This window comes from Pseudomonas entomophila (assembly GCF_029478665.1).
GTDB lineage: Bacteria > Pseudomonadota > Gammaproteobacteria > Pseudomonadales > Pseudomonadaceae > Aquipseudomonas > Aquipseudomonas entomophila_F.
The window spans coordinates 62,067-83,748 of record NZ_JARPQB010000004.1 but is presented as its reverse complement, the minus strand read 5'-3'; the positions used below and the strand labels follow the sequence as shown (position 1 = coordinate 83,748).

23 protein-coding genes are annotated in these 21,682 nt (G+C 64.4%); all 23 read left to right on the top strand.

Translation table 11 applies throughout. The annotated features are described in order from the left end of the window. Positions 1–16 precede the first annotated feature (16 nt). The 23 genes from fliE (at position 17) to P5705_RS02960 (ending at position 21,677) form a co-directional block, all read left to right on the top strand. Positions 17–349 (top strand): flagellar hook-basal body complex protein FliE, encoded by a 333-nt coding sequence (fliE, locus tag P5705_RS03070; RefSeq protein WP_277459513.1) that lies wholly within the window; start codon positions 17–19, stop codon positions 347–349. 15 nt (positions 350–364) lie between these two features. After that, a complete protein-coding gene (gene fliF / locus P5705_RS03065) occupies positions 365–2,143 on the top strand; it encodes a flagellar basal-body MS-ring/collar protein FliF (protein WP_277459512.1) in 1,779 nt (592 codons plus the stop codon). Further along, on the top strand, positions 2,136–3,155 hold the full coding sequence (gene fliG, locus P5705_RS03060) for a flagellar motor switch protein FliG (protein WP_011534908.1): 1,020 nt from the start codon (positions 2,136–2,138) through the stop codon (positions 3,153–3,155). Before fliF ends, fliG begins: the two co-directional genes overlap by 8 nt. A 179-nt stretch (positions 3,156–3,334) precedes the next feature. Continuing rightward, entirely contained in the window at positions 3,335–4,108 is a 774-nt protein-coding gene (gene fliH / locus P5705_RS03055; RefSeq protein ID WP_277459511.1) for a flagellar assembly protein FliH, read from the top strand. Then, positions 4,098–5,453 (top strand): flagellar protein export ATPase FliI, encoded by a 1,356-nt coding sequence (gene fliI / locus P5705_RS03050; protein ID WP_277459510.1) that lies wholly within the window; start codon positions 4,098–4,100, stop codon positions 5,451–5,453. Before fliH ends, fliI begins: the two co-directional genes overlap by 11 nt. A gap of 6 nt (positions 5,454–5,459) precedes the next feature. Further along, positions 5,460–5,912: a flagellar export protein FliJ gene (fliJ, locus tag P5705_RS03045; RefSeq protein WP_277459509.1), complete on the top strand. Its 453-nt coding sequence runs from the start codon at positions 5,460–5,462 to the stop codon at positions 5,910–5,912. Between the two features lie 152 nt (positions 5,913–6,064). Next, on the top strand, positions 6,065–6,364 hold the full coding sequence (locus P5705_RS03040; protein WP_011534904.1) for an STAS domain-containing protein: 300 nt from the start codon (positions 6,065–6,067) through the stop codon (positions 6,362–6,364). 8 nt (positions 6,365–6,372) lie between these two features. Next, complete coding sequence (locus P5705_RS03035) at positions 6,373–8,064, top strand: fused response regulator/phosphatase (protein ID WP_277459508.1); 1,692 nt, start codon at positions 6,373–6,375, stop codon at positions 8,062–8,064. A 67-nt stretch (positions 8,065–8,131) separates the two neighbouring features. Beyond that, on the top strand, positions 8,132–8,479 hold the full coding sequence (locus tag P5705_RS03030; RefSeq protein ID WP_277459507.1) for an Hpt domain-containing protein: 348 nt from the start codon (positions 8,132–8,134) through the stop codon (positions 8,477–8,479). A gap of 71 nt (positions 8,480–8,550) precedes the next feature. Beyond that, positions 8,551–9,909 carry a flagellar hook-length control protein FliK gene (locus P5705_RS03025; protein WP_277459506.1) on the top strand — a complete coding sequence of 453 codons (1,359 nt, stop codon included), beginning with the start codon at positions 8,551–8,553 and terminating at the stop codon, positions 9,907–9,909. Between the two features lie 394 nt (positions 9,910–10,303). Next, a complete protein-coding gene (fliL, locus tag P5705_RS03020) occupies positions 10,304–10,801 on the top strand; it encodes a flagellar basal body-associated protein FliL (RefSeq protein WP_213657713.1) in 498 nt (165 codons plus the stop codon). A gap of 10 nt (positions 10,802–10,811) precedes the next feature. After that, the gene (gene fliM, locus P5705_RS03015) at positions 10,812–11,780 is read left to right on the top strand and encodes a flagellar motor switch protein FliM (RefSeq protein WP_011534899.1); all 969 of its coding nucleotides are present in this window, start codon (positions 10,812–10,814) and stop codon (positions 11,778–11,780) included. A 47-nt stretch (positions 11,781–11,827) separates the two neighbouring features. Further along, positions 11,828–12,283: a flagellar motor switch protein FliN gene (gene fliN, locus P5705_RS03010; protein ID WP_248920902.1), complete on the top strand. Its 456-nt coding sequence runs from the start codon at positions 11,828–11,830 to the stop codon at positions 12,281–12,283. Continuing rightward, on the top strand, positions 12,284–12,736 hold the full coding sequence (gene fliO, locus P5705_RS03005) for a flagellar biosynthetic protein FliO (protein ID WP_277459505.1): 453 nt from the start codon (positions 12,284–12,286) through the stop codon (positions 12,734–12,736). 2 nt (positions 12,737–12,738) lie between these two features. After that, positions 12,739–13,491, top strand: coding sequence for a flagellar type III secretion system pore protein FliP (gene fliP, locus P5705_RS03000; protein WP_277459635.1), 753 nt, complete (start codon positions 12,739–12,741; stop codon positions 13,489–13,491). A 21-nt stretch (positions 13,492–13,512) separates the two neighbouring features. After that, entirely contained in the window at positions 13,513–13,782 is a 270-nt protein-coding gene (gene fliQ, locus P5705_RS02995; RefSeq protein WP_248920900.1) for a flagellar biosynthesis protein FliQ, read from the top strand. Positions 13,783–13,789: 7 nt separating this feature from the next. Further along, positions 13,790–14,566 carry a flagellar biosynthetic protein FliR gene (gene fliR, locus P5705_RS02990; RefSeq protein ID WP_011534894.1) on the top strand — a complete coding sequence of 259 codons (777 nt, stop codon included), beginning with the start codon at positions 13,790–13,792 and terminating at the stop codon, positions 14,564–14,566. Positions 14,567–14,568: 2 nt separating this feature from the next. Then, positions 14,569–15,711, top strand: a complete 1,143-nt coding sequence (gene flhB / locus P5705_RS02985; protein ID WP_277459504.1) for a flagellar biosynthesis protein FlhB — start codon at positions 14,569–14,571, stop codon at positions 15,709–15,711. A 348-nt stretch (positions 15,712–16,059) separates the two neighbouring features. Further along, positions 16,060–18,189 carry a flagellar biosynthesis protein FlhA gene (gene flhA, locus P5705_RS02980; protein WP_277459503.1) on the top strand — a complete coding sequence of 710 codons (2,130 nt, stop codon included), beginning with the start codon at positions 16,060–16,062 and terminating at the stop codon, positions 18,187–18,189. An 11-nt stretch (positions 18,190–18,200) separates the two neighbouring features. Next, positions 18,201–19,511: a flagellar biosynthesis protein FlhF gene (flhF, locus tag P5705_RS02975; RefSeq protein WP_277459502.1), complete on the top strand. Its 1,311-nt coding sequence runs from the start codon at positions 18,201–18,203 to the stop codon at positions 19,509–19,511. Between the two features lie 114 nt (positions 19,512–19,625). Further along, entirely contained in the window at positions 19,626–20,459 is an 834-nt protein-coding gene (fleN, locus tag P5705_RS02970) for a flagellar synthesis regulator FleN (protein WP_011534890.1), read from the top strand. After that, positions 20,456–21,196 carry an RNA polymerase sigma factor FliA gene (gene fliA, locus P5705_RS02965; RefSeq protein ID WP_011534889.1) on the top strand — a complete coding sequence of 247 codons (741 nt, stop codon included), beginning with the start codon at positions 20,456–20,458 and terminating at the stop codon, positions 21,194–21,196. Before fleN ends, fliA begins: the two co-directional genes overlap by 4 nt. 106 nt (positions 21,197–21,302) lie before the next feature. Further along, the gene (locus tag P5705_RS02960; RefSeq protein ID WP_011534888.1) at positions 21,303–21,677 is read left to right on the top strand and encodes a chemotaxis response regulator CheY; all 375 of its coding nucleotides are present in this window, start codon (positions 21,303–21,305) and stop codon (positions 21,675–21,677) included. Positions 21,678–21,682: the final 5 nt, after the last annotated feature.

Sequence of the window (21,682 nt, the reverse complement as noted above, 5' to 3'; positions counted from 1 at the left end):
CCGGAGAGAGAAGTCCATGACCCAAGGTGTTGAATTCAATCGTCTGATGATGGACATGCGCGCCATGAAGGCCGAAGCCATGTCCACGCCCAAGACCACTGCCGCGCCCGAACTGGCGCCGGGGCAGAGCAGCTTCGCCGACATGCTCGGCCAGGCGATTGGCAAGGTGCATGAAACCCAGCAGGCCTCGACCCAGCTGGCCAACGCCTTTGAAATTGGCAAGAGCGGTGTCGACCTGACTGACGTCATGATCGCTTCGCAGAAAGCCTCCGTGTCGTTCCAGGCATTGACCCAGGTACGCAACAAGCTGGTACAGGCGTACCAGGACATCATGCAGATGCCGGTATAAGGGCGAGAGTGAGTCATGGCCGAAGCAGTCGTCGATAACGCCCCCGCCAAAAGTGGCCCGCCAGCCGCCAAACCGCCGCTGTTCGGCATGGCGTTCCTGGAAAACATCTCGCAGATGCCCATGCTGCGTCAGGTTGGCCTGCTGGTCGGCCTGGCCGCCAGCGTGGCCATCGGCTTCGCCGTGGTGCTCTGGTCGCAGCAGCCGGACTACCGGCCGCTGTACGGCAGCCTGGCGGGCATGGACACCAAGCAGGTCATGGACACGCTTGCCTCCGCCGACATTCCCTATCACGTGGAACCGAACTCCGGCGCCCTGCTGGTCAAGGCCGACGACCTCTCCCGTGCGCGCCTGAAGCTGGCCGCCGCCGGCGTGGCGCCGAGCGACGGCAACGTCGGTTTCGAGCTGCTGGACAAAGAGCAGGGGCTGGGCACCAGCCAGTTCATGGAAACCACCCGCTACCGCCGCAGCCTCGAAGGTGAGCTGGCGCGTACCGTTTCCAGCCTGAACAACGTCAAGGCCGCGCGCGTGCACCTGGCGATCCCGAAAAGCTCGGTGTTCGTCCGTGACGAGCGCAAGCCCAGCGCCTCGGTACTGGTCGAGCTGTACCCAGGCCGCGCCTTGGAGGCCGGCCAGGTCATGGCCATCGTCAACCTCGTGGCTACCAGCGTTCCGGAGCTGGACAAGTCGCAGGTGACCGTGGTCGACCAGAAAGGCAACCTGCTCTCCGACCAGTTGCAGGACACCGCCCTGACCATGGCCGGCAAGCAGTTCGACTACAGCCGCCGCATGGAAGGCCTGCTCACCCAGCGCGTGCATAACATCCTGCAGCCGGTGTTGGGCAACGACCGTTACAAGGCAGAAGTGTCGGCCGATCTCGACTTCAGCGCCGTCGAGTCCACCTCCGAGCAGTTCAACCCCGACCAGCCGGCGCTGCGCAGCGAGCAGTCGGTCAACGAACAGCGTGCCAGCAGCCAGGGCCCGCAAGGTGTGCCGGGTGCCCTGAGCAACCAGCCGCCGGCCGGCGCTTCCGCGCCTGAAAATGCCAAGGCCGCCGCCACGCCGGCCGGTGCCATCCAGCCGGGCCAGCCGCTGGTGGATGCCAACGGCCAGCAGATCATGGACCCGGCCACCGGCCAGCCGATGCTCGCGCCGTACCCGAGCGACAAGCGCCAGCAGAGCACCAAGAACTTCGAGCTGGATCGCTCCATCAGCCACACCCGCCAGCAGCAGGGTCGCCTGACCCGTCTGTCGGTGGCCGTGGTGGTGGATGACCAGGTCAAGCTCGACGCCGCCAGCGGCGAAGCCACCCGCACCCCGTGGGGTGCCGAAGACCTGGCGCGCTTCACCCGCCTGGTGCAGGACGCCGTGGGCTTCGATGCCAGCCGTGGCGACAGCGTGACCGTGATCAACGTGCCGTTCGCCGCCGACCGTGGCGACGAGCTGGTCGACATTCCGTTCTACTCGCAGCCGTGGTTCTGGGACATCGTCAAGCAAGTGCTGGGCGTGCTGTTCATCCTGGTGCTGGTGTTCGGCGTGCTGCGTCCGGTGCTCACCAATATCACAGGTGGCGGCAAGCAAGCTGCCACGGACAGCGACATGGAGCTGGGCGGCATGATCGGTCTGGATGGCGAACTGGCCAACGACCGCGTCAGCCTGGGTGGCCCGACAAGCATTCTGTTGCCGAGCCCGAGCGAGGGTTACGAGGCACAGCTCAACGCAATCAAGGGCCTGGTGGCCGAAGACCCGGGCCGCGTGGCCCAGGTCGTGAAAGAGTGGATCAACGCCGATGAGTGACAATCGAGCCATTACCGCCAAGCTGAGCCGCGTCGACAAGGCGGCCATTCTCCTGCTCTCGCTCGGCGAGACCGATGCCGCGCAGGTGCTGCGCCACATGGGGCCCAAGGAGGTGCAGCGGGTCGGTGTGGCCATGGCGCAGATGGGCAACGTGCATCGCGAGCAGGTCGAGCAGGTGATGAGCGAGTTCGTCGAGATCGTCGGCGACCAGACCAGCCTGGGCGTCGGCTCCGACGGCTACATCCGCAAGATGCTCAACCAGGCGCTCGGCGAGGACAAGGCCAACGGCCTGATCGACCGCATCCTGCTGGGTGGCAACACCAGCGGCCTGGACAGCCTCAAGTGGATGGAGCCACGTGCCGTGGCTGACGTCATCCGCTACGAGCACCCACAGATCCAGGCCATCGTGGTCGCCTATCTCGACCCCGACCAGGCCGGTGAGGTGCTGAGCAACTTCGACCACAAGGTGCGCCTGGACATCGTCCTGCGCGTCTCGTCGCTCAATACCGTGCAGCCAGCGGCGCTCAAGGAACTCAACCAGATCCTCGAGAAACAGTTCTCCGGCAACTCCAATGCCGCGCGCACCACCCTGGGTGGCATCAAGCGCGCCGCCGATATCATGAACTTCCTCGACAGCTCGGTCGAAGGCGCGCTGATGGATGCGATCCGCGAGATCGACAGCGACCTGTCGGAGCAGATCGAAGACCTGATGTTCGTCTTCAACAACCTGGCCGACGTCGACGACCGTGGTATCCAGGCGCTGCTGCGCGAAGTGTCCTCCGACGTACTGGTGGTGTCCCTCAAGGGTGCCGACGAGAAGGTCAAGGACAAAGTCTTCAAGAACATGTCCAAGCGCGCCTCGGAACTGCTGCGCGACGACCTGGAGGCGAAAGGGCCGGTGCGGGTCAGCGACGTGGAAACGGCGCAGAAGGAAATCCTCACCATCGCCCGACGCATGGCCGAGGCCGGCGAGATCGTGCTTGGCGGCAAGGGTGCCGAGGAAATGATCTGACCTGCGGGGCAACGCGGTCCCTTGCAGGAGCGGCCTTGTGCCGCGTAAGGGCCGCGTAGCGGCCCCGCGATCTTGGTGTCACCGCAGAATTGCCGGGGCTGCTTTGCAGCCCTTTCGCGGCACAAGGCCGCTCCTACAGGGGCGCGTTGGTTGCAGATGGCTTTTGAGTACCTGAAAACATGTCTACCACCGAACACCCCAGCGACCTGATCCGCGCCCGCGACCTCGAGGGCGTCGATGTCTGGGCGCTGCCCAGCTTCGACCCCGAGCCTGAGCCGGTGCCCGAGCCTGAGCCCGAGGTCGTCGAAGAGGAAATCGAGGAAGTGCCGCTGGAGGAAGTCCAGCCGCTGACTCTCGAAGAACTCGAAGCCATCCGCCAGGAGGCCTACAACGAGGGCTTCGCCACTGGCGAGCGCGAAGGTTTCCATAGCACCCAGTTGAAGGTGCGCCAGGAGGCCGAGGTCGCCCTGGCGACGAAGCTGGCGGGCCTGGAGCAGCTCATGGGCCACCTGCTCGAACCGATCGCCGAGCAGGACACCCAGATCGAAAAAGGCATGGTGCAACTGGTGGCGCACATGGCGCGCCAGGTCATCGGTCGCGAACTGCGCACAGACTCCAGCCACATCACTCATGTGCTGCGCGAAGCCTTGAAACTGCTGCCCATGGGCGCCGACAACATCCGCATCCACCTCAACCCCCAGGACTTCGAGCTGGCCAAGGCCCTGCGCGAGCGCCACGAGGAAAACTGGAAGTTGCTCGAGGACGAGGCGTTGTTGCCGGGCGGTTGCCGCATCGAGACCGCCCATAGCCGTATCGACGCGACCATGGAGACGCGGATCGAGAAGGCCGTGGCGCAGCTGTTCGACCAGTCCCACGACCATTCGCTGCATCCCGCCGCGGCGGATATTTCCATCGAGCTCGAGGACCAGCCGGGAGCCGCTGATGCGCCTTGATCGCACCAGCTTCGGCAAGCGCCTCGAAGGTTACGCCGACGCCATACGCCTGCCGGACCAGCCGGTGGTCGAAGGCCGCCTGCTGCGCATGGTCGGGCTGACCCTGGAGGCCGAGGGCCTGCGCGCCGCCGTGGGCAGCCGCTGCCTGGTGATCAACGACGACAGCTATCACCCGGTGCAGGTGGAAGCCGAGGTGATGGGCTTCTCTGGTGACAAGGTGTTCCTCATGCCGGTCGGCAGCATCGCCGGCCTGGCCCCAGGTGCCCGGGTGGTGCCGCTGGACGACAGTGGTCGCCTGCCCATGGGCATGAGCATGCTCGGGCGGGTGCTCGATGGCGCCGGCCGGGCCCTGGATGGCAAGGGCGGGATGAAGGCCGAGGACTGGGTGCCGATGGATGGCCCGGTCATCAACCCGCTCAACCGTGACCCCATCAGCCAGCCGCTGGACGTCGGCATTCGCAGCATCAATGGCCTGCTGACGGTCGGGCGCGGCCAGCGCCTGGGCCTGTTTGCCGGTACGGGTGTCGGTAAGTCGGTGCTGTTGGGCATGATGACCCGTTTCACCGAGGCCGAGATCATCGTGGTCGGGCTGATCGGTGAGCGTGGTCGCGAAGTGAAGGAATTCATCGAGCATATCCTCGGCGAGGAGGGGCTCAAGCGTTCGGTGGTGGTGGCCTCGCCTGCGGATGACGCGCCGTTGATGCGTCTGCGGGCGGCGATGTACTGCACGCGGATCGCCGAGTATTTCCGCGACAAGGGCAAGAACGTCCTGTTGCTGATGGACTCCCTGACCCGTTTCGCCCAGGCCCAGCGCGAGATCGCCCTGGCCATCGGCGAGCCGCCCGCCACCCGTGGCTATCCGCCGTCGGTGTTCGCCAAGCTGCCCAAGCTGGTGGAGCGGGCGGGCAATGGCGAGGCGGGGGGCGGTTCGATCACGGCGTTCTATACCGTATTGTCCGAAGGTGACGACCAGCAGGACCCGATCGCCGACTCGGCGCGGGGCGTGCTCGACGGCCACTTCGTGCTGTCGCGGCGCCTGGCCGAGGAAGGGCACTACCCGGCCATCGATATCGAAGCGTCGATCAGCCGGGTCATGCCCCAGGTGGTCGACCCCGACCACCTGCGCCAGGCGCAGAAGTTCAAGCAGCTGTGGTCGCGCCTGTCGCAGAGCCGCGACCTGATCAGTGTCGGCGCCTATGTGGCCGGTGGCGACGTGGAAACCGACCTGGCCATCGCCCTGCAGCCCAAGCTGGTGGACTTCCTGCGCCAGGGCCTGGACGAGAATGTCGGCATGGCCCAGAGCCGCGAAGAGCTGGGCGCAATCTTCGTGCCGCCGGCGGGTTGATAGGCCATGGCCCAGCCAAGTCGCGCCGCACGCCTGGTGCCGGTGGTGGAGATGGCCGAAGAGGCCGAGCGCAAGGCTGCCCAGCGCGTGGGGCATTTCCAGCGGCTGGTCAGTGACGCCCAGGTCAAGCTGGCGGAGCTTGAGAGTTTCCGTGAGGCCTATCAGATGCAGTGGATCAACCGCGGCGGGCAGGGTGTCGACGGCAGTTGGCTGCTGAACTACCAGCGCTTCCTTGCGCAGCTGGAAACCGCGATGACCCAGCAGCGCCAGAGCCTGACCTGGCACCAGAACAACCTCAATAACGCGCGCAACACCTGGCAGCAGGCCTATGCCCGGGTGGAAGGGCTGCGCAAGCTGGTGCAGCGCTACCTCGACGAGGCCCGTCGGGCCGAGGACAAGCGCGAGCAGCGCCTGCTCGACGAACTTTCCCAGCGCCTGCCCCGCCAGACCCACCTGTAGGAGCCAGCCTTGCTGGCGAACCGCGGTGTCTGCGTTCGCCAGCAAGGCTGGCTCCTACAGGGAATTGTGACCAACCTCTCGGCTTGCGGGGTGCCGGGCTGGCTGCTAAACCTTCAGATGTTGTATTCGCCATCAACGAAGGAATCGCTGGCATGGCAGTCGAGACTGATTTTTCACAGGACGGGAAACAGCTGACGATCAAGGTCAAGGGTCGTTTCGATTTCGGCAAGCATCAGGAATTCAGGGACGCCTACGAGCGTCGACAGCCGGACTCGGTGATCGTTGATCTGAAAGAAGCCACCTATCTGGACAGCTCCGCATTGGGCATGCTGCTGTTGCTGCGTGACCATGTCGGAGGGGATGAGCCGGATATCCGCGTGGTCCACGCCAGCCCTGACGTGCGCAAGATCCTGGCCATCTCCAATTTCGAAAAGCTGTTCGACATCAGTTGAATGCCGTCATGCCTGCCGAACAGGCGTTGACCGTGCTGATCGTCGAGGACGGCGCCGCGGACCGCATGCTGCTGGCGCAGATCGTGCGGCGCCAGGGGCATGCGGTCATCACGGCGGAGAACGGTGAGCAGGCGGTGGCGGTGTTCGCCGAGCAGCGGCCGCAGTTGGTGCTGCTGGACGCCTTGATGCCGGTGATGGATGGCTTCGAGGCGGCGCGACAGATCAAGGCGCTGGCGGGTGAGGCGTTGGTGCCGATCATCTTTCTCACGTCGCTCAACGAAGAAGAGGGGCTGGTGCGCTGCCTGGAGGCCGGCGGCGACGACTTCATGGCCAAGCCCTACAGCGCAGTGATCCTGGGTGCCAAGATCCGCGCCATGGACCGCCTGCGCCGGTTGCAGGCCACGGTGCTGGAGCAGCGCGACCAGATCACCCGGCATCACCATCACCTGCTCAACGAGCAGCGTGTAGCCAAGGCGGTGTTCGACAAGGTGGCACATTCCGGCTGCCTTAATGCCCCGAACATCCGCTACTTGCAGTCCCCCTATGCGTTGTTCAACGGTGACCTGCTGCTGGCCGCCTTCACGCCGTCCGGCGACATGCACGTGCTGCTAGGGGACTTCACCGGGCACGGCCTGCCGGCGGCGGTCGGCGCCATGCCTTTGGCGGAAGTCTTCTATGGCATGACGGCCAAGGGCTACGGCCTGGTCGAGACGCTGCGCGAGATGAACGCCAAGCTCAAGCGCATCCTCCCGGTGGACATGTTCTGCTGCGCGCTGCTGCTCAACCTGAGCTTCCAGCGTGGGACGGTGGAGTTCTGGAATGGCGGGATGCCTGATGGCTACCAGCTTTCGGCGCAGGGTGAGGTACTGGCGGTGCTCCCTTCGCGGCATTTGCCGCTGGGAATCCTGGCGCCTGACCAGTTCGACGACACGACCGAGGTCATGCCGCTGGCCGTGGGGGAGCGGCTGTTCCTGCTGTCCGACGGTGTGATCGACAGCGGCGACGCGCGGGAATGCCTGTTCGGGGTGGGGCGATTGCGTCAGGTGCTGGCTGAAAACCGCCAGCCCGCCCTGCTGTTCGATGAGGTCATGCAGGCGCTGGAGCGCTTCGGTGGCCAGACCCGGGATGACATCAGCCTGTGCGACATCCGCATGCTGGCGCCGGTGGATGCCGTGCCGCAGGCCGTGGTCTATTCCGACAGCGGGCGCTCTAGCCCGCTGGAGTGGGCGTTGAACTTCACGTTGCGTGGCGAGAGCCTCAGGCGTTTCAACCCGGTGCCTTACCTGGTGCAGCTCTTGCAGGAAATACATGGCCTGCGGCCTGTCAGCGGGATGCTGCACAGCGTGTTGAGCGAGTTGTATTCCAATGCCCTGGAGCACGGTGTGCTGGGGCTGGACTCAAGCCTCAAGCGCGACGCGCAGGGCTTCTCCGAGTACTATCGTCAACGTGGCCAGCGCCTGGCGGAAGACATCCAGGGTTTTGTCGAAATCGTCCTGTCGGTGGAACCGCGCGCAGCGGGTGGGCATCTGAGGATCGATGTTCGCGACAGCGGTGCGGGGTTCGACGTTGAACGGGCGCTTGCGCAGGCTCCGGTCGAACAGGGCTTCAGCGGGCGTGGCTTGGGCTTGGTCCGCCGCCTGGGTTGCCGTGCTCAGTGGCTTGAAGGTGGGCGCCTGGCGCGGGTGGAGTTCGAGTGGTGAGTCGAGGGTTGGCCTGCGAATGAGCTTCGGGCCGAGGTGTAAATGGGCTTGATCAAGGAGTGAGCAAGTGGTGGACGTGCATATCGATCACAAGGTGCTCAGTGACCTTCGGGAGGTCATGGAGGACGGCTATCCGCAATTGCTGGAAACCTTCCTCGAGGACTCCGAGCGACGTCTCAGCCAGTTGCATGAAGCCAAGGATGCCGCTGAGCTCGGTCTGGCGGCGCACAGCTTCAAGGGTAGCAGCAGCAACATGGGGGCCGTGGGCCTGGCCGGTCTCTGCCAGCAATTGGAGGATCGTGTCCGCCAGGTGCCGCTGTACGGTATCGAAGACCTGATCAATCGCATCGACCAGGAGTATCTGGAGGTGCAGCGTTTCTATCGGAGCGAGCGACAACGGATTTCCGCGGGTTAGCGAACCTGGCGCGAGTTTTGCCTGTCTTTGTCCAGACGTAATTTTCATGTTTCTGGCGCGGAGACTTTTCAATGCCTGTCGCATCCAATCCATTGTTGCAAGCCGGCCTTCTGGGCAAGGCGGCGCGTCCGGCCCCCGGTGCGGCCGACAAACCGCTGCAGGCGGCGGGTGACCAAGGCGCGGGCTTCGATCAGGTCATGGCCCGGCAAGGGCGTGACGCAGCCCCGGCGCGCGATGACAAGGTTTCCCCTGGCGCTTCGGGGCAAGCCAAACCCAAGGACAAGGTCGACGCCTCCGGCGGCAACAAGACTGGCAATGCCGCGCCTGCGGTTGCCGATGGCGGCAAGAAGTTGCCTGCCACGGACAAACCGCCCGTTGCCGAGGGGGGTGACGAGGCTGCTGACAGTGGTGCCTCCGCGCTCCTGGATGCCAGCCTGGTTGCTGGGCAGGTGACCGACGCCCAGCCGGGCGCCCAGTTGCTGCAGGCCCAGGCCGAGGCGGTTGCGCCGGTGCTGCAGGCGGCGGTCCAGCCGCCATTGCCGCCTGCTCCCCCGTCAGTCCCAAGCCCTGTGGTCCAGGAGGAGCCCGCGCAGGCAGCGTTCGACCCAGAGGTCGACCCGCTGGCCGATATGCCGACCTTGCGCCTGGCCCTCGAACAGAATGCCCAGGCTCGCGGTACCACCTCGGCGCATGCCGGCAGCGCTCGCGCCGATCAGGGGCAGCAGCCGGCGGAAACCAATCAGGCGCCCGTCAATACCTTGGCGAACCTGACCGAGAAGGCCGAGGCCGAGTCGGGCCGATCCGAGCGCGGTGAAAAAGGCTTTGCCGGCTTGCTCGACGAAGGCCTCAAGGACCTCAAGGGCGCCAGCAGCGACACACGGGTGGATGATTTCGCCAATCGCCTGGCCAGCCTGACACAGGCAGCCACGCCGAAGACGGCCAACGCCGTGCCTGTCACGCCGAGCCCGTTGCAGCAACCCTTGCAGATGAACCAGGGCGCCTGGACCGAAGGCTTGGTGAACCGGGTCATGTACCTGTCCAGCCAGAACCTCAAGTCGGCAGACATTCAGCTCGAGCCTGCCGAGCTCGGTCGCCTGGATATCCGCGTCAATGTGGCGGCGGATCAGCCCGCGCAAATCCACTTCATCAGTGGTCACGCGGGCGTGCGCGATGCCCTGGACAGCCAGGCCCACCGTTTGCGCGAATTGTTCACCCAGCAGGGGTTGGCCCAGCCTGATGTCAGTGTTGCCGACCAGTCCCGCGGTCAGCAGCAACAGCAGCAGGCGCAGCAGGAGGGCTCGAACCTTTCGGGGGTTGCGGCTCGTCGTGCGGAGCGCGGGGAGGGTGAGCCAGGTGAGCTGGCCGATGCCGCTCGTCCGGTGGAGCAGCAGGTCGTGATTGGCGACAGCGTGGTCGACTACTACGCCTGATCCCGCTAGGAGGGGCTTCTGTAGGAGCGGCTTCAGCCGCGATGCAGCCACCGCGGTGCCTGACACCCGCTGTGCGGGTGATCGCGGCTAAAGCCGCTCCTACAGACAAATCTGCAAGGGGGGCTTCTGTAGGAGCGGCTTCAGCCGCGATGCAGCCACCGCGTTGCCTGCCTCCCGCTATGCGGGTGATCGCGGCTAAAGCCGCTCCTACAGACAAATCTGCAAGGGGGGCTTCTGTAGGAGCGGCTTCAGCCGCGATGCAGCCACCGCGTTGCCTGACACCCGCTGTGCGGGTGATCGCGGCTAAAGCCGCTCCTACAGACAAATCTGGCATAACACTTGCTCAAGCCACGTCATCCTACTTAGAAACCCTGTTGGACGACGGATTATTGGCATGGCGAAGAGCGACGCAGTGAAAGACCCCGCCACTAAAGGCAAACTCAAGCTGATCCTGCTGCTGGTGCTGGCCTTGCTGCTGGCGGTCGGCCTGTCGGTGGGCGCGACCTGGTTCTTCATGCACAAGAGCGAGTCGGCGCCCGCCGTGGATCCGGCCCAGGCCAACGCCAAGGCGGCGGCGATCTATGAACCCCTGGCGCCGGCCTTCGTGGTCAACTTCAACCAGAACGGGCGCCAGCGCTACATGCAGGTGAGCATCACCATGCAGGGGCGCAGCCAGGCAGACCTGGAAGCGCTGAAGGTGCACATGCCGGTCATCCGTAACAACCTGGTCATGATGTTCTCCGGGCAGGGCTTCGATACCCTCGCCAGCAGCCCGGTCGGGCAGGAGATGCTGCGTCAGAAAGCCACCGCGGTGGTGCAGGAAGTGGCGCAGAAAGAAGTCGGCAGGCCGGTCGTCGACCAGCTGCTGTTCACCAATTTCGTATTGCAGTAGGAGCACATAGATGGCCGTGCAGGACCTGCTGTCCCAGGATGAGATCGACGCCCTGCTGCATGGGGTGGACGATGGTCTGGTACAAACCGAGAGCGCTGGCGAGCCCGGCAGCATCAAGAGCTACGACCTGACCAGTCAGGACCGTATCGTGCGGGGTCGCATGCCGACCCTGGAAATGATCAACGAGCGCTTCGCCCGCTACACCCGCATCAGCATGTTCAACCTGCTGCGCCGTTCCGCGGATGTGGCCGTGGGTGGCGTGCAGGTGATGAAGTTCGGCGAGTACGTGCACTCGCTGTACGTGCCCACCAGCCTCAACCTGGTCAAGATCAAGCCGCTGCGCGGTACCGCGCTGTTCATCCTCGACGCCAAGCTGGTGTTCAAGCTGGTGGACAACTTCTTCGGAGGCGACGGTCGCCACGCCAAGATCGAGGGGCGTGAGTTCACCCCCACCGAGCTGCGCGTGGTGCGCATGGTGCTGGACCAGTGCTTTGTCGACCTCAAGGAAGCGTGGCAGGCGATCATGCCGGTCAACTTCGAGTACATCAACTCCGAGGTCAACCCGGCCATGGCCAACATCGTCGGCCCCAGCGAGGCGGTGGTGGTCTCGACCTTCCACATCGAGCTCGATGGCGGTGGCGGCGACCTGCACGTGACCATGCCGTACTCGATGATCGAGCCGGTGCGCGAGATGCTCGATGCCGGTTTCCAGTCCGACCTGGACGACCAGGACGAACGCTGGGTCAAGGCCCTGCGCGAGGACGTGCTGGACGTCGCGGTGCCGATGTCGGCCACCGTTGCCCGTCGCCAGCTCAAGCTGCGCGACATCCTGCACATGCAGCCGGGTGACGTGATCCCGGTGGAGCTGCCCGAGCACCTGGTGTTGCGGGCCAACGGTGTACCGGCGTTCAAGGCACGACTGGGTTCGCACAAGGGCACCCTGGCGCTGCAGATCATCGACCCGATCGAACGCCGCTGATGGCGCGTCGATCGCTCTAAACGTATTGAAAGGTTGTCGAGGAAATCATGGCTAACGAAAACGAGATCAGCTCCCCAGAGGAACAGGCCCTGGCCGATGAGTGGGCTGCGGCCCTCGAAGAAACCGGCGATGCCGGACAGGCCGATATCGATGCCCTGCTTGGCGGTGACGCCGGTGGCGATCGGCTGCCGATGGAAGAGTTCGCAAGCTCGCCCAAGCTCAACGAGAACGTCAGTCTCGAAGGCCCCAACCTGGATGTGATCCTGGATATTCCGGTGAGCATCTCCATGGAAGTGGGCAGTACCGAGATCAACATCCGCAACCTGCTGCAGCTCAACCAGGGCTCGGTGATCGAGCTCGACCGCCTGGCCGGCGAGCCGCTGGACGTGCTGGTCAACGGCACCCTGATCGCCCACGGCGAGGTGGTGGTGGTCAACGAGAAGTTCGGCATTCGCCTGACCGACGTGATCAGCCCCAGCGAACGTATCAAGAAGCTGCGCTGAGTGAAGGGCATGGTGCGAGCCGCCACGGCCTTCGCCGCGCTGCTGGTCAGCGAGGCGGTGATCGCTGCCGCCGAGCCCGCCACCCCGGTGGTGCCAGCGGCGAACCCGGGCAGCGTGAGTGGGCAATTGGCGCAGATGGTCTTCGGCCTGCTGCTGGTGGTCGGCCTGATCTTCTTCCTGGCCTGGCTGCTGCGGCGCATGCAGGGCACCGCGCAGCGCGGCGCGCCGGTGATCGAGATCGTCGGCAGCCGTGCCATCGGCCCGCGTGACCGGCTGTTGCTGGTGCAGGTTGGCAAGGAACAGATCCTGATCGGTCATACCCCGGGCAGCATCGAAGCCTTGCACGTGCTCGCCGAGCCCGTCGAGGTGCCCGCCGGCGCGCGCCAGGCCGCGCCGGAATTCGCCCAGCGGCTGCTCGAGCTGATGGGCAAGGATCATAAGGACAAGAAGTGATGATGGGCGCCCTGCGCATGCTGTTGACCCTGGCGCTGCTGCTGGCTGCGCCGCTGGCCCTGGCCGCCGACCCGCTGTCGATCCCGGCCATCACCTTGTCCAGTGGCGCGGACGGGCAGCAGGAGTACTCGGTCAGCCTGCAGATCCTGATGATCATGACGGCGCTGAGCTTCATCCCGGCGTTCGTCATCCTGATGACCAGCTTCACCCGGATCATCATCGTCTTCTCCATCCTGCGCCAGGCCCTGGGCCTGCAGCAGACGCCGTCGAACCAGGTGCTCACGGGCATGGCGCTGTTCCTCACCATGTTCATCATGGCGCCGGTCTTCGAGCGGGTGAACAAGGATGCCATCCAGCCCTACCTGGCCGAGCAGATGACCGCCCAGCAGGCCATCGACAAGGCCCAGGGGCCACTCAAGGACTTCATGCTGGCACAGACCCGGCAGAGCGACCTCGACTTGTTCATGCGCCTGTCCAAGCGCACCGATATCGCTGGCCCCGAGCAGGTGCCGCTGACCATCCTGGTGCCGGCGTTCGTCACCTCCGAGCTCAAGACCGCGTTCCAGATCGGCTTCATGATCTTCATCCCGTTCCTGATCATCGACATGGTGGTCGCCAGTGTGCTGATGGCGATGGGCATGATGATGCTGTCGCCGCTGATCATCTCGTTGCCGTTCAAGATCATGCTGTTCGTGCTGGTCGATGGCTGGGCGTTGATCATGGGCACCCTGGCCGGCAGTTTCGGTGGCGTCTGACGCCATCAAGGAGGGCTTTGCATGACACCTGAAGTTGCAGTCGACCTGTTCCGCAACGCCTTGTGGCTGACCACCCTGATGGTGGCGGTGCTGGTGGTGCCGAGCCTGCTGGTGGGCCTGGTGGTGGCCATGTTCCAGGCCGCCACGCAGATCAACGAACAGACCTTGAGCTTCCTGCCGCGCCTGCTGGTGATGCTGATCACGCTGATCGTTGCCGGGCCATGGCTGGTGCAGAAGTTCATGGAGTACTTCATCAGTCTGTACACCAGCATTCCGCAGCTGATCGGTTGACGCTGCGATGCTCGAGCTGACCGACACGCAGATCGGCACCTGGGTCGCCACCTTCATCCTGCCGTTGTTCAGGGTGACGGCGCTGTTGATGACCATGCCCATCTTCGGCACCAAGATGCTGCCGGCGCGGGTAAGGCTGTACGCCGCCGTGGCCATCACCGTGGTGATCGTGCCGGGCCTGCCGCCGCTGCCTGAAATCGACCCGCTGAGCCTGCGCGGGGTGCTGTTGTGCGGGGAGCAGATCATCGTCGGTGCGTTGTTCGGTTTCTCCCTGCAGTTGCTGTTCCAGGCGTTCGTGGTGGCGGGGCAGATCGTCGCGGTGCAGATGGGCATGGCCTTCGCGTCGATGGTCGACCCGGCCAACGGCGTCAACGTCGCGGTGGTCAGCCAGTTTATGACCATGCTGGTGAGTGTGCTGTTCCTGGTGATGAACGGCCATCTGGTGGCGTTCGAGATCCTCACTGAAAGCTTCACCACCCTGCCAGTGGGCAATGCGCTGGTGGTCAATCATTTCTGGGAGATGGCCGGGCGCCTGAGCTGGGTGCTGGGGGCGGGGCTGTTGCTGATCCTGCCGGCGATCGCCGCGCTGCTGGTGGTCAACGTCGCGTTTGGCGTGATGACGCGAGCGGCGCCGCAGTTGAATATCTTTTCCATCGGTTTCCCGCTGACCCTGGTGCTGGGGCTCGGCATCTTCTGGGTCGGCCTGGCCGATATTCTCTCCCACTATCAGGCACTGGCCAGCGAAGCGCTGCAGTGGCTGCGTGAACTGGCACGGGCGCGCTGAGCATGTCGGAAAGCGAGAGCGGTCAGGACAAGACGGAAGAACCCACCGACAAGCGCAAGCGCGACGCGCGCGAGAAAGGTGAGATCGCCCGGTCCAAGGAGCTCAATACGGTGGCGGTGACGCTGGCGGGTGCTGGCGGGCTGTTGGCGTTCGGTGGGCAGATGGCCGAAACATTGATGACGCTGATGCGTGCGAACTTCACCCTCACCCGTGAGGTGATCGTGGACGAGCGCAGCATGGGTGCGTTCCTGCTGGCGTCGGGCAAGATGGCGATCTGGTCGGTGCAGCCGGTGCTGATCCTGCTGTTCGTGATCTCCTTTGTCGCGCCCATCGCCCTGGGGGGCTTCCTCTTCTCGGGCAGCCTGCTGCAGCCCAAGTTCAGCCGGATGAACCCGTTGGCGGGGATCAAGCGCATGTTTTCCCTGCATGCGTTGACCGAGTTGCTCAAGGCCATCGCCAAGTTCCTGGTCATCCTGGTGGTGGCGCTGGTGGTGCTGGCCAGTGACCGCCAGGCGCTGATGTCGATTGCCAACGAGCCTCTGGAGCAGGCGGTCATCCATGCCGTGCAGGTGGTGGGCTGGAGCGCCTTGTGGATGGCGGCCGGGTTGCTGTTGATCGCGGCGGCGGACGTGCCGTTCCAGCTCTGGCAGGCGCACAAGAAGCTGAAGATGACCAAGCAGGAAGTGCGTGACGAGTACAAGGACTCCGAGGGCAAGCCTGAGGTGAAGCAGCGTATTCGCCAGTTGCAGCGGGAGGCTTCGCAGCGGCGCATGATGGCGGCGGTGCCCGAGGCTGACGTGATCATCACCAACCCGACGCACTATGCGGTGGCGCTGCAATACGACCCGGAGAAGGGTGGGGCGGCGCCGTTGCTGCTGGCCAAGGGCACGGATTTCCTGGCGCTGAAGATGCGCGAGATCGGCGTCGAGCACAAGGTGCAGATCCTCGAGTCGCCGGCACTGGCGCGGGCTATCTACTATTCCACCGAGCTGGAAGAGGAAATTCCGGCGGGGTTGTACCTGGCGGTGGCGCAGGTGTTGGCCTATGTGTTCCAGATTCGCCAGTACCGGGCGGGCAAGGGCAAGGCGCCGGAGCCGTTGAAGAAAGATCTGCCAATTCCCGAGGATTTGCGGCGCGATAGTTGAGGTTGGCTGATGGGGCGGGCGCCGCTTGTGCGGCGCATCGCGGATGAATCCGCTCCTACAGCCAGCCGATAAATCGCGTCGTACACGCAGGGCAGGCAACCATGGCCTGTCAGGCATGGGCACGTTGCAACCGATGTAGGAGCGGATTCATCCGCGATGCGCCGCGCGGGCGGCGCTCGATCTCAATACCCCTGCAGAAAAATCGCCTGCCCCCTGTCCGCCAACACGCGATCCAAGGCCCGCGCCCCGCAAAATATCCCCACCCCCGAAAAAGTTGGAAGGCTTCTTGCAAAGAGCAGCGCCAGGCGCCACGCAGGCGTCAAAGTTTTTGCTTGAAGAGGACTCGCGGTGGATCGCACTCAGTTAATCAGCAACGCCCGCAACAACCTGGCCGGTCTCGGCCGGGGCAACCTCGGCGTGCCGCTGCTGTTGCTGGTGATGCTGGCAATGATGATGTTGCCGATCCCGCCGTTCCTGCTCGACGTCTTCTTCACCTTCAACATCGCCCTGTCGATCGTGGTCCTGCTGGTCTGCGTCTACGCCCTGCGCCCGCTGGACTTCGCCGCCTTCCCCACCATCCTGCTGGTCGCCACGCTGCTGCGCCTGGCCCTGAACGTCGCCTCCACCCGGGTGGTCATGCTCCACGGCCAGGAAGGCCATGGCGCCGCGGGCAAGGTGATCCAGGCCTTCGGCGAGGTGGTGATCGGCGGCAACTATGTCGTGGGTGCGGTGGTGTTCGCCATCCTCATGATCATCAACTTCGTGGTCGTGACCAAGGGTGCCGGGCGCATCTCCGAAGTGAGCGCGCGCTTCACCCTTGACGCGATGCCCGGCAAGCAGATGGCCATCGACGCCGACCTCAATGCCGGCCTGATCGACCAGGCCCAGGCCAAGTCACGTCGTGCCGAAGTCGCCCAGGAAGCCGAGTTCTACGGCTCGATGGACGGTGCCAGCAAGTTCGTCCGTGGCGACGCCATCGCCGGCCTGCTGATCCTGTTCATCAACCTGATCGGTGGCATGCTCATCGGCATGCTGCAGCACAACATGTCCTTTGCCGATGCCGGCAAGGTCTACGCCCTGTTGACCATCGGTGACGGTTTGGTGGCGCAATTGCCATCACTGTTGCTGTCCACCGCCGCCGCGATCATGGTGACCCGTGCCTCGGGCTCCGAGGACATGGGCAAGCTGATCAACCGGCAGATGTTCGATTCGCCAAAGGCGCTGGCGGTGTCCGCCGGCCTGATGATCGTCATGGGCCTGGTGCCGGGCATGCCGCACATCGCCTTCCTCAGCCTTGGCCTGCTGGCCGCCGGTGGCGCCTACCTGGTGTGGAAGAAGCAGCAGAAGGTCAAGGTCGAAGCCGAGCAGGAGTTGCAGCGCCAGCAAGACCTGCTGCCATCGCCGCAGCGGGCGCTGGAAACCAAGGAGCTGGGCTGGGACGACGTCACCCCCATCGACATGATCGGCCTGGAAGTGGGCTATCGCCTGATCCCGCTGGTCGACCGCAACCAGGGTGGCCAACTCTTGGCGCGGATCAAGGGGGTGCGCAAGAAGCTCTCGCAAGACTTGGGCTTCCTCATGCCCACCGTGCACATCCGTGACAATCTCGACCTGCAGCCCAGCGCCTACCGCCTGACGCTGATGGGCGTGATCCTCGCCGAGGCGGAGATCTACCCGGATCGCGAGCTGGCGATCAACCCTGGGCAGGTGTTCGGCACCCTCAACGGTATTGCTGCCCGCGATCCGGCGTTCGGCCTGGAAGCGGTATGGATCGACATTGCCCAGCGTGCGCAGGCGCAGTCGCTGGGCTATACGGTGGTGGACGCCAGTACCGTGGTCGCCACGCACTTGAACCAGATCCTGCAGAAGCACTGCCACGAGCTGATCGGCCACGAAGAGGTCCAGCAACTGCTTCAAGTGCTGGCCAAGGTCTCGCCGAAACTGGCTGAAGAGGTGGTGCCGGGTGTCATTTCCTTGTCGGGGCTGCTCAAGGTCCTTCAGGCGTTGCTTGCCGAGCAAGTGCCGGTGCGTGACATCCGCAGCATTGCCGAGGCCATCGCCAACAATGCGATGAAGAGTCAAGATACCGCCGCGCTGGTGGCGGTAGTGCGGGTCGGATTGTGTCGCGCCATCGTGCAAAGCATTGTCGGCGTTGAGTCCGAGCTGCCTGTGATCACCCTTGAGCCAAGGTTGGAACAGATCTTGCTCAATAGTCTGCAAAGGGCCGGGCAGGGTCAGGAAGATGGTGTTCTTCTTGAACCAAGCATGGCCGAAAAGCTTCAGCGTTCGTTGATCGAGGCAGCCCAGCGTCAGGAAATGCAGGGCCAGCCGGCCATCCTCCTGGTGGCCGGCCCGATCCGGGCCATGCTGTCGCGCTTCGGCCGCCTGGCTGTACCGAATTTGCATGTTTTGGCGTATCAGGAAATACCTGACAACAAGCAAGTCACCATCGTTGCCACCGTGGGCCCAAATGGCTGAGGTAGTGGGTTATGCAAGTTAAGCGTTTTTTCGCCGCCGATATGCGTCAGGCCATGAAGCTGGTCCGGGATGAGCTCGGCTCCGACGCCGCCATCATCGGCAACCGGCGCATCGCCGGCGGTGTCGAACTGACGGCCGCGCTGGACTACAAGCTGTCCGCCCTGGCCCCACGCGTACCCAATGCCGAGCTCGAGGACGAGCTGCGCAAGACGCAGTCGCGCATCGTCACCGCCCAGGCGCAAATCAATGACCGCAGCGAGCTGGGCGAGGGTAATCGCCAACTGTTCGCCGGCCAGTCGCTGACGGCCTCCGAGCCATTGGTCGAAGCGCATGTGGAGGAGCCGGCGCCGGTGATGGCGCCCGCTCAGCCGGCGGTCGATCCGCGCCTGTTCGATGCGATGCGCTTCGAGCTGACAGGCCTGCGCGAGCTGCTCGAAGTGCAGCTTGGCTCGCTGGCCTGGAGCCAGTTGCAGGGCAGCAAGCCGCAACAGGCCAATCTCTGGCGTCGCTTGCAGCGCCTCGGCCTGTCCGGTGGCCTGGCGCGCGAACTGCTCGAGCTCACGGCTGAAATCGAAGAGCCGCGCCAAGCCTGGCGCATGGTGCTGGCGCACCTGGCGCGGATGATCGACGTGCCCGAGATCGAGCCGATCGAGGAGGGCGGGGTGATCGCCATGGTCGGCCCGGCCGGCATGGGCAAGACCACCACGCTGGCCAAGCTGGCCGCCCGCTATGTGCTCAAGTACGGCGCGAACAACCTGGCGCTGGTGAGCATGGACAGCTACCGCATCGGCGCCCAGGAGCAGCTCAAGACCCTTGGGCGCATCCTCAACGTGCCGGTCACCTACGTCGACCCGGGCGAGTCGTTGGCCCAGGCCCTCGACCCCCTGCTGCGCAAGCGCGTGGTGCTGATCGACACCGCTGGCCTGCAGGCCAGCGACCCGGCGCTGCGCATGCAGCTGGAGACGCTGGCCGGGCGCGGCATCGCCGCCAAGAACTACCTGGTGCTGGCAACCACCAGCCAGAAGCAGGTGCTCACCGCCGCCTACCACAGCTACAAACGCTGCGGCCTGGCCGGTTGCATCCTGACCAAACTCGATGAAACGGCTTGCCTCGGCGAAGTGCTGAGCCTGGCTATCAGCCATGAATTGCCGGTGGCCTACCTGACCGACGGGCCACGCATTCCTGATGACCTGCAATTGCCGCGCAAGCACCAGCTGGTGAGTCGCGCGGTAAGCGTACAGATGCAGGACGAGCCCAGCGAAGAGGCCATGGCCGACATGTTCGCTGATCTCTACCACAGCCCCGGCAAGCGAGCGGGTTGAGGGTGAATACTGTGCAACGTACCTACATCATGGGGTTGCCCGGCCTGTCCGTGGCCTTGAGCGTTCAGCCCCTCATGTGGCCTGGGTCCAAGCGAGACAAGGTAAAGAACAGACATGGGTAGCATGCATCCCGTACAGGTGATCGCCGTGACCGGTGGCAAAGGTGGCGTCGGCAAGACTAACGTTTCAGTGAACCTGTCCCTGGCACTGGCCGAACTCGGCCGCCGGGTCATGCTGCTGGACGCCGACCTGGGCCTGGCCAATGTCGACGTACTGCTGGGCCTGACGCCCAAGCACACCCTGGCCGACGTCATCGAAGGGCGTTGCGAGCTGCGCGACGTGCTGTTGCAGGGGCCTGGCGGCGTGCGCATCGTGCCGGCCGCCTCCGGCACCCAGAGCATGGTGCACCTGGCGCCGGCCCAGCATGCCGGCCTGATCCAGGCCTTCAGCGAGATCGGCGACAACCTCGACGTGCTGGTGATCGACACTGCCGCGGGTATTGGTGACTCAGTAGTCAGTTTCGTCCGCGCCGCGCAGGAGGTGCTGCTGGTGGTCTGCGACGAGCCCACCTCGATCACCGACGCCTACGCCCTGATCAAGCTGCTCAACCGCGATTACGGCATGAATCGTTTCCGCGTGCTGGCCAACATGGCGCAGAGCCCGCAGGAAGGGCGCAACCTGTTTGCCAAGTTGACCAAGGTCACGGATCGCTTTCTCGACGTCGCCCTACAATACGTCGGCGCCGTGCCTTACGACGAATGTGTGCGCAAGGCGGTGCAGAAGCAGCGGGCGGTCTACGAGGCCTTCCCACGGTCCAAGTGCGCGCTGGCCTTCAAGGCCATTGCGCAGAAGGTCGATAGCTGGCCGCTGCCTGCCAACCCGCGCGGACACCTGGAGTTTTTCGTCGAGCGTCTGGTGCAGCCCACCAGCGCGGGGCCAGTGCTATGAACGCGAGCGGTTTCAAGATGTACAGCAAGGCGGCGAAAGACGCCCAGTACGAGCTGGTCGAACGCTACGCGCCACTGGTCAAGCGCATCGCCTACCACCTGCTGGCGCGCCTGCCAGCCAACGTGCAGGTCGAGGACCTGATCCAGGCCGGCATGATCGGCCTGCTGGAAGTCGCCAACAAATACGACGCCAGCAAGGGCGCGAGCTTCGAAACCTATGCGGGCATCCGCATCCGCGGCGCCATGCTCGACGAGGTGCGCAAGGGGGACTGGGCACCGCGCTCGGTGCACCGCAACACGCGCATGGTCAGTGACGCGATTCGCTCGGTTGAAGCAAGAACCGGCCGCGACGCTAAAGATCACGAGGTTGCTGCCGAACTCCAATTGAGTCTCGATGATTACTACGGGATTCTGAACGACACCTTGGGCAGCCGCCTGTTCAGTTTCGACGACCTGCTGCAGGACGGCGAACACGAAGGGCTGCACGAGGACGGAGCCAGCGGCCAGCTGGAGCCATCGCGGGACCTGGAGGACGAGCGCTTCCAGTCCGCCCTGGCCGATGCGATCGCCAACCTGCCGGAGCGCGAGCGTCTGGTCCTGGCGCTGTACTACGACGAAGAGCTGAACCTCAAGGAAATCGGCGAGGTGCTGGGGGTCAGCGAGTCGCGTGTCAGCCAGTTGCATAGCCAGTGCGCGGCACGCCTGCGCAGCCGGTTGGGTGAGTGGCGGGCGCGTTGAACCCAGGTTCGATGCAGTCGTTTTTTTTTGTGGTGCCGAATTGATTGACTGCGCGCTCGGCGCCGAGCGCGTTTAAGACTGCTTGGAGGTCTAATTGAACAAAGACATGAAAATCCTCATCGTTGACGACTTTTCGACGATGCGGCGGATCATCAAGAACCTGTTGCGTGACCTGGGCTTCACCAACACCGAGGAAGCCGACGATGGCACCACGGCGCTGCCGATGCTGGAGAACGGCCATTACGACTTCCTGGTGACCGACTGGAACATGCCAGGCATGTCCGGTATCGACCTGCTGCGCAAGGTGCGGGCACACGACCGCCTCAAGGGCATGCCGGTACTGATGGTGACCGCCGAAGCCAAGCGTGACCAGATCATCGAAGCGGCCCAGGCCGGGGTCAACGGCTATGTGGTCAAGCCATTCACCGCCCAGGTGCTCAAAGAAAAGATCGAGAAGATCTTCGAACGCGTCAACGGCTGAGTCAC